Source organism: Mesorhizobium sp. M1C.F.Ca.ET.210.01.1.1, assembly GCF_004791585.1.
GTDB lineage: Bacteria > Pseudomonadota > Alphaproteobacteria > Rhizobiales > Rhizobiaceae > Mesorhizobium.
Genome location: NZ_SRUU01000118.1, coordinates 1 through 415, shown reverse-complemented (window position 1 = coordinate 415; position 415 = coordinate 1). Strand labels below are relative to the sequence as shown.

Below are 415 nucleotides of genomic sequence, written 5' to 3'. Positions count from 1 at the left end.
CGATTGCCGCGCGCTGCTGCATGCCGCCCGAAAGCTCGCGCGGGAACTTGCCGCCGAAACCATCGAGGCCGACGCGGTTCAGGAGGTGCGCGATCCAGGCGCGGTCGGGTTTTTCGCCCTTGATCTCGAAGGGAAAGCGGATGTTGGCGTCGAGATTGCGCCACGGCAAAAGGTTGGCTTCCTGGAAAACGATACCGATATCGGGATGCGGCCCGGTGATCGCCTTGCCGTCGAGCCGGATTTCGCCGCTGGTCAGGCTGTGCAAGCCCGACATTGACCACAGCAGCGTGGTCTTGCCACAGCCCGACGGGCCGACGATCGAGACGATTTCATTGGCCCTGACGTCGAGGCTGCAGCGGTCCAGCGCCAGGAGGTCGCCTGACGCCGTGTGATAGATCTTGGTCGCTGCCTGCAC

At 64.1% G+C, this 415-nt stretch carries 1 protein-coding gene; it reads right to left on the bottom strand.

The genetic code is table 11. The features are described 5' to 3' along the window. Positions 1 to 415, bottom strand: a 415-nt coding sequence (locus tag EN853_RS33185) for an ATP-binding cassette domain-containing protein (protein WP_135861348.1), incomplete at both ends; no start/stop codon positions are given.